This is a genomic window from Noviherbaspirillum sp. ST9 (assembly GCF_048799745.1).
GTDB lineage: Bacteria > Pseudomonadota > Gammaproteobacteria > Burkholderiales > Burkholderiaceae_D > Noviherbaspirillum.
In genome coordinates this window covers 1-548 of the sequence record NZ_JBLWFR010000187.1, presented here as the reverse complement: position 1 = coordinate 548, position 548 = coordinate 1, and the positions used below count along the sequence as shown (strand labels likewise).

The window sequence follows — 548 nt, the reverse complement described above, 5'->3', positions numbered from 1 at the left end:
GTTATCGTAAGAAAGCATTGCCCTTACTTTAAGTCCTTGTGTAATGAAATTCAGCTTATGCTGCAAACTTATATTGGTATTTAAGGTACTGTTGAAATTGTTTTGATAACCGCTGTTTGCAATAAATGCTAAAGGATTTCCTGTGGTACTTGGAGTGCCCTCTACTGAGCTAATCATTTTACCGTCGATTACGGCGGGATTCATAAGGGGGTTAGCACTTAGTATCCTAAAGAAAACCTCGCCGGCCCCTTGTCCCGGATAGTTAGAATTAGCGAACTGACCACCCAACTTAATGGACGCAGAAAAATCTTTATTAAAGTCAATATCAAAATTGGACCTTACGTTATATCGTTGATATCTCGGATTTGCAGAATAGTCCTTTTGAACATCTTGCACATTATATGAACCATTCTGATCGAAATAACCGAGCGAAATAAAATAACGGGTATCTTTATTTCCCCCTCCGATGTTGAAGTTATGCTGTTGCTGAAAAGCATAAGGTTTTAAAACAAGATCAAACCAATCGACATTTGGGTGAAAAACAGGAT

The 548-nt window shown here is 38.1% G+C and carries 1 protein-coding gene; it reads right to left on the bottom strand.

Annotation, left to right across the window (positions count from 1 at the left end):
• The coding region (locus ACNOHI_RS25440) for a hypothetical protein (protein ID WP_420477508.1) at nt 1-548 on the bottom strand (548 nt) is incomplete at both ends.